Origin of the sequence: Burkholderia sp. Ac-20384, assembly GCF_017104605.1 — a bacterium.
In the GTDB taxonomy this organism is placed as follows: domain Bacteria; phylum Pseudomonadota; class Gammaproteobacteria; order Burkholderiales; family Burkholderiaceae; genus Burkholderia; species Burkholderia lata.
Window position 1 is genome coordinate 1 of sequence record NZ_JAAGPE010000454.1, and the last position, 5,410, is coordinate 5,410.

A 5,410-nucleotide genomic window follows, 5' to 3' on the forward strand; every position below is an offset into this window, starting at 1 on the left:
TCTCTCTTCCGATCCAGCCAGCGCGTCGGTGCGGACGCCGGCCGCGGCGGCTGGCGCGCCGGCGAGCTGGAGGGACTGGCGCCGGGGGGTGGGCTCGGCGGCGGGGGGGTCCTGATCGTCGTTCACGTCGGCTGTCTCCTGATCGTGCCGGCTCGTGCCGGGGGTTTTCATGCGGACGACTATGCGGCAGGATCGCGTATCGATCGATGAAAGATCGGGATCGATCGATAACCTGGCGAACATGAATGACGGAGACGCCCGTGACCCACGACTCACGCGGCCCGGCCGGCCGCACGCGGCCGGAGCTGCTCGCGCCGCCCGGCGCGCCGGCCCACGAGCAGCGCATCGCGCAGGCGCTGCGCCGGCTGCGCGTGCGCGACATGGAAACGCTCGACACGCTCGGGCGCACGCGCAGCTTCGCGCGCACGGCCGAGGCCGCGTCGATCACGCAGCCCGCGCTGTCGAAATGGCTGCGCGAGCTCGAGGAGTCGCTCGGCCTGCCGCTGTTCGAACGCACGTCGCGGCGCGTCGCGCCGACCGTCTACGGCGATGCGCTGCTCGAATGCATCGGCCGCGTGCTGACCGACATGCGTGGCGTCGCGCCCGCGTTCGACGCATTGCGTACCGGCACCGGCCGCCCGGTGTCGATCGGTCTGTTGCCGAACATGGCACCGCAACTGATTCCGGGCGCGCTGGTGTGGCTGCGGGAAGCCGGCCGTCCCGTGCAGCTCAACGTGCGAGAGGACACGCTCGACCGGATGCTCGCGCAGGCGCAGCGCCGCGAGCTCGACCTGCTCGTGTGCCGGCTCGATGCATCGGCGCTGAGCGCGGGGCTCGACGTCGCGCCGCTGTACCGCGACGACATGATCGTCGTGTGCGGGCCGCGCCATCCGCTGCTCAGGCGCGCGCGGATCGGCTGGCGCGACGCGGCCGCGTTCCCGTGGATCGCGCCGCCGCTCGGGTCGCCCGCGCGCACGGCGCTGGACGCCGAGTTCGCGAAGGCGGGCCTGTCGCCGCCGTCGGTGCTGATGGAATCGGTGTCATGGCAGACCAACCGAGCGGTGGCCGAGCAGTCGCCTTGCCTGTTCGTGCAGTCGGCCCGCGCGTTCGAGCTGGCCATGCGCGCAGGGGAGCGCGTCGGCCGGTTGCCGCTGAAGCTGTCGACGATGCCTGAAACGGTCGGCGCGTTGTATGCGGCGCCCGCGAGCGTGTCGGTCACGGCCGCGATCGATGCGCTGAAGGCCGTGACGCGCACGGACCCTGGCGCCGACGACTGAACGCGAACCGAGCCGGCGCGTCGCCACAATCTGACGAATCGATTGCAAACGCGGTGCGTGCGAGCCGCTGCCTTGCCGAAGGCCGTGGCGCCGCGCGCAAGTCTTTCGGCGGGCTGACTGGCGGCTGCAATCGCGATGCCGACCACGCGTAACCCCTGATGCGCGCGGATGCGCCGCTTGTCATGGATTGGTGTTAAATGTATTTCGGCGCGCGTTGGCACCGCGCGCAATACGGGGCGCACCGGGCATCGGCGTAAACCCGGAGCGAAAAACGGCACGAAGGATCGAAAACGAATCGGGCGCATCAGACCCGATCGGACAGACGGCAGGATTCATCTTGAATACCGAACCGCAAAGTTCTCGTTACAGTCTCGGGCTCGCGGCGGAAGTGCTCGCGTCCGAGCAAAGCGTGCTGAGGCTGATCACGCGCAACACACCGCTGCCGGAGCTGTTGGTCGAAGTCTGCCGGCGTGCCGAGGCTTTGCTCGGCAACGGTGCGTCGTGCACGATCCTGCTGCTCGATACCGACGGCGTGCACGTGCACGTCGGCGCTGCGCCGTCGCTGCCCGCGCAGTACAGTGCGGCGATCGAAGGCGCGTCCATCGGGCCCGTGGCGGGCTCGTGCGGCACGGCGATGTACCTGCGCCGGATGGTCGTCGTCGAAGACATCGAAGCCGATCCCCTGTGGGCCAACTACCGGGCCGTCGCATTGCCGCTGGGCTTGCGTGCATGCTGGTCGGTGCCGTTCCTCGACGATAGCGGCGCCGTGCTCGGCGCGTTCGCCGTCTATTACCGCACGCCGCGCCGGCCGGGCGACGAGGAAACCGAACTGTTGCGCGACATCGGCAACAGCGTCGGCCTCGCGGTGCACCAGGACCGGATCGCGCGACAGCTCGCGCGCAGCGAGGAACATCACCGGCTCGTGGTCAACAGCCTGCACGAAGGGATCCTCGTCGTGTCGCGCGACGGCGTCGTGGTCGCGAGCAACCCGAGTGCGAACCGGATGATGCGCGTGAAGGGCGACCTCGTCGGCCGCCGGCTGTCGACGGTGATCCTGCGCAAGCTGCACGAGGACGGCACGCCGATCGCGCCCGACGAATGGCCGAGCCGGCGCGCGCTCGAGACGGCCACGCCGCTGCTCGACTACACGGTCGGCTTCGGCCTTGCTGACGGCGACATCATCTGGGTGCGCGGCAACGCGGTGCCGATCGTGAGGCCGGGCGAGAAGCAGGCCGACTCGGTGATCGTGTCGTTCAACGACATCGGCCCCGTGCGTGAAGCGCAGCAGCAGCTGCGCTACCTGGCGACGCGCGATGCGCTGACCGGCCTCTACAACCGCCGCTGGCTCGGCGACCGCATGCGCGAGCTGTTCGGCGGGCACGATGCGGCCGGCGGGCCCGCGCGCGTCGCAATCCTGTTCATCGATCTCGTCGGCTTCAAGAAGGTCAACGACACGGCCGGCCACGACGCGGGCGATGCGCTGCTGCGCAGCGTCGCCGCGCGGCTCGCGGCCTGCGGGGGCGGCCAGTACGCACTGACGCGCGTCGGCGGCGACGAGTTCGTGATCCTCGTCGACGATTGCGACGATCCCGACCGGCTCGCAGTGCTCGCACGCGAGGTGATCGACGCGATCGCGAAGCCGTTTGCGATCGCGAACAACGAATACTGGCTCGGCGTGTCGATCGGGATCAGCGTCGCGCCGCGCGATGGCGACGATGCCGTCACGCTGATGCGCAACGCCGATTCGGCGATGTATGACGCGAAGCAGCGCGGCCGCAACCACTTCACGTTCTTCACCGCGCAGCTCAACCTGCGGCTGCAGCGCCGCTTCGCGATCGAGCAGTCGCTGCGGCGCGCGCTTTCGTCGGACATGCTGCGGCTCGCGTATCAGCCCGTCGTCGACGCGCGCAGCGGCCGCACGGTCGGCGCCGAGGCGTTGCTGCGCTGGACAAGCCCGGAGCTCGGGCCGATGTCGCCGGCGGAGTTCATTCCGGTCGCGGAAGATACGGGGCTGATCGTCGCGATCGGCCAGTGGGTGCTCGAAACCGCATGCCGGCAGGCGGCCGAATGGCGTCGCACGATCGCGCCCGACCTGATGCTGGCCGTCAACCTGTCGCCGCGGCAGTTCCACGAAGGGCTCGTAGAGTCGGTCGATCGCTGCCTCGTGCAGACGCAGCTCGATCCGTCCGCGCTCGAACTCGAGATTACCGAAGGACTGCTGATGAACGACACGGACACCGTGCTGCCGATGCTCGAGGCGCTCACGGACATGAACGTGCGGATCTCGGTCGACGATTTCGGCACCGGCTATTCGTCGCTCGCGTACCTGAAGCGCTTTCCGCTGCACAACCTGAAGGTCGACCGCTCGTTCGTGTCGGGCGTGCCTGACCATCACGATTCGGTGGCGATCACGCAGGCCGTGGTCGCGATGGCGCATTCGCTGGGGATGAAGGTCACGGCCGAAGGTGTCGAGACGCAGGCGCAATCGTGGTTTTTGCAGCAGATCGGCTGCGACATGCAGCAGGGCTATCTGTTCAGCCGCCCGCTGGACCCGAACGACTACGCGCGCCGGCTCGGCGCCATGTGAGCGCGGGGCGCGGCCGGCGTTCAGTCGACGCGCGGCCCGCCGAAACCGCCGGGGAGCGGCGTCGTCGGCGTCGCATCGATCTCGACGCGGTTCTTGCCTTCGTGCTTCGCGCGATAGAGCGCGCGGTCGGCGGCTTCGATCAGCACGGTCGTCGGCAGGCCGGGTATCGGCACGATGCTCGCGCCGCCGATGCTGATCGTCACGGTGTTGCCCGTCGACGAATGCGCGTGCCGCAGCCGCAGTGCCTCGACCGCGAGGCGGATCTTCTCGCCGAGCAGCCGCGCGGCGCCCGGCGACGTGGCCGGCATCACCACCGCGAATTCCTCGCCGCCGAAACGCGCGGCAAGATCGCCCGACTGGCCGAGACAGCGCTCGATGGTCGCCGCGATCTGCTTGAGCACGCTGTCGCCCGACACGTGGCCGTACGTGTCGTTGTACAGCTTGAAGTTGTCGACATCGATCATCAGCAGCGACAGCTCGCTGCGCTCGCGCGTGCCGCGCCGCCATTCGGCGGCGAGGTATTCGTCGAGGTAGCGCCGGTTCGACAGCCCGGTCAGGCCGTCGGAATGCGTGAGGCGCCGCAGCTCGAGATTGGCTTCGAGCAACTGCTGCTGCGATTGCCGCAGCGCGCGATAGGCCTCGTCGCGCTGCAGCAGGTTCATGTACGAGCGCGAGTGGTAGCGCACCCGCGCGACGAGCTCGATGCGGTCGGGCAGCTTCACGAGGTAGTCGTTCGCGCCGGCCGCGAACGCGGCGCTCTTGATCACCGGCTCTTCCTGCGTCGACAGCACGATGATCGGCACGTCGCGCGTCGCCGGATTCGTCCGGTACGCTTTCACGAGGCTCAGCCCGTCGGTGCCGGGCATCACGAGGTCCTGCAGGATCACGGTCGGCCGCGTCTCGATCGCGGTGGCCATCGCGTCGTCCGAACGCGGGCAGTAGTGGAAATCGATACCTTCCTCGTCGACGAGCGCGCGCCGCACGGCTTCCGCGACGATCGTCTGGTCATCCACCAGCAGCACCATCGCCGGCACGTCGGCGGGCGGCGTGTAGGGGCCGCCTGGCGGGCGAGTCAGGTCAAGGGTCATGGTCGATGCGGGTTGTTGCGGTTGTTGCAGGGGCAGGCAAGGGTGTTGCGCGTGTTCATCGTCGGGCTCAGATTCTCGCGAGCGCCGCCAGCTCGCCCGCGATGCGCCCGAGCGGCAGGATCGCGCGCGCCGCGCCGACTGTCGCGGCCGCCTTCGGCATGCCGTACACGGCGCTCGTCGCCTCGTCCTGCGCGATCGTATGGTAGCCCTTCATCCGCAGCGCCTTCAGGCCGATCGCGCCGTCGCGTCCCATCCCCGTGAGCAGCACGCCGATCACGCGGCCGGGCCAGTGCTCGGTGAGGCTGTTGAAGAACACGTCGACCGACGGGCGATACGGCGTGGCGGCCGGCTCGCGCGTGTATTCGAGCGTGCCGGCGCGCGTGATGCGCAGGTGGTCGTCGGTCGCGGCGAGCAGCGCGACGCCCGGCTGCGGGCGGTCGCCTTCGCGCGCGACGCGC

4 protein-coding genes are annotated in these 5,410 nt (G+C 69.5%); 2 read left to right on the forward strand and 2 right to left on the reverse strand.

The annotated features are described in order from the left end of the window. Positions 1-260 precede the first annotated feature (260 nt). Positions 261-1,277: a LysR substrate-binding domain-containing protein gene (locus G3O00_RS39555; RefSeq protein WP_206146246.1), complete on the forward strand. Its 1,017-nt coding sequence runs from the start codon at positions 261-263 to the stop codon at positions 1,275-1,277. Between the two features lie 337 nt (positions 1,278-1,614). After that, complete coding sequence (locus G3O00_RS39560; RefSeq protein WP_206146247.1) at positions 1,615-3,864, forward strand: EAL domain-containing protein; 2,250 nt, start codon at positions 1,615-1,617, stop codon at positions 3,862-3,864. Between the two features lie 20 nt (positions 3,865-3,884). On the opposite strand, the gene G3O00_RS39565 is transcribed toward G3O00_RS39560, so the two are convergent. After that, positions 3,885-4,952: a PleD family two-component system response regulator gene (locus G3O00_RS39565; RefSeq protein WP_011355615.1), complete on the reverse strand. Its 1,068-nt coding sequence runs from the start codon at positions 4,950-4,952 to the stop codon at positions 3,885-3,887. Positions 4,953-5,019: 67 nt separating this feature from the next. Beyond that, positions 5,020-5,410 (reverse strand): chemotaxis protein CheB (locus tag G3O00_RS39570; RefSeq protein WP_277399378.1); only part of this gene is annotated, 391 nt, incomplete at its 5' end.

Excerpts from the sequence above, each read along its gene's own strand:
- G3O00_RS39565 (WP_011355615.1), bottom strand. The coding sequence starts at position 4,952 with ATGACCCTTGACCTGACTCGCCCGCCAGGCGGCCCCTACACGCCGCCC.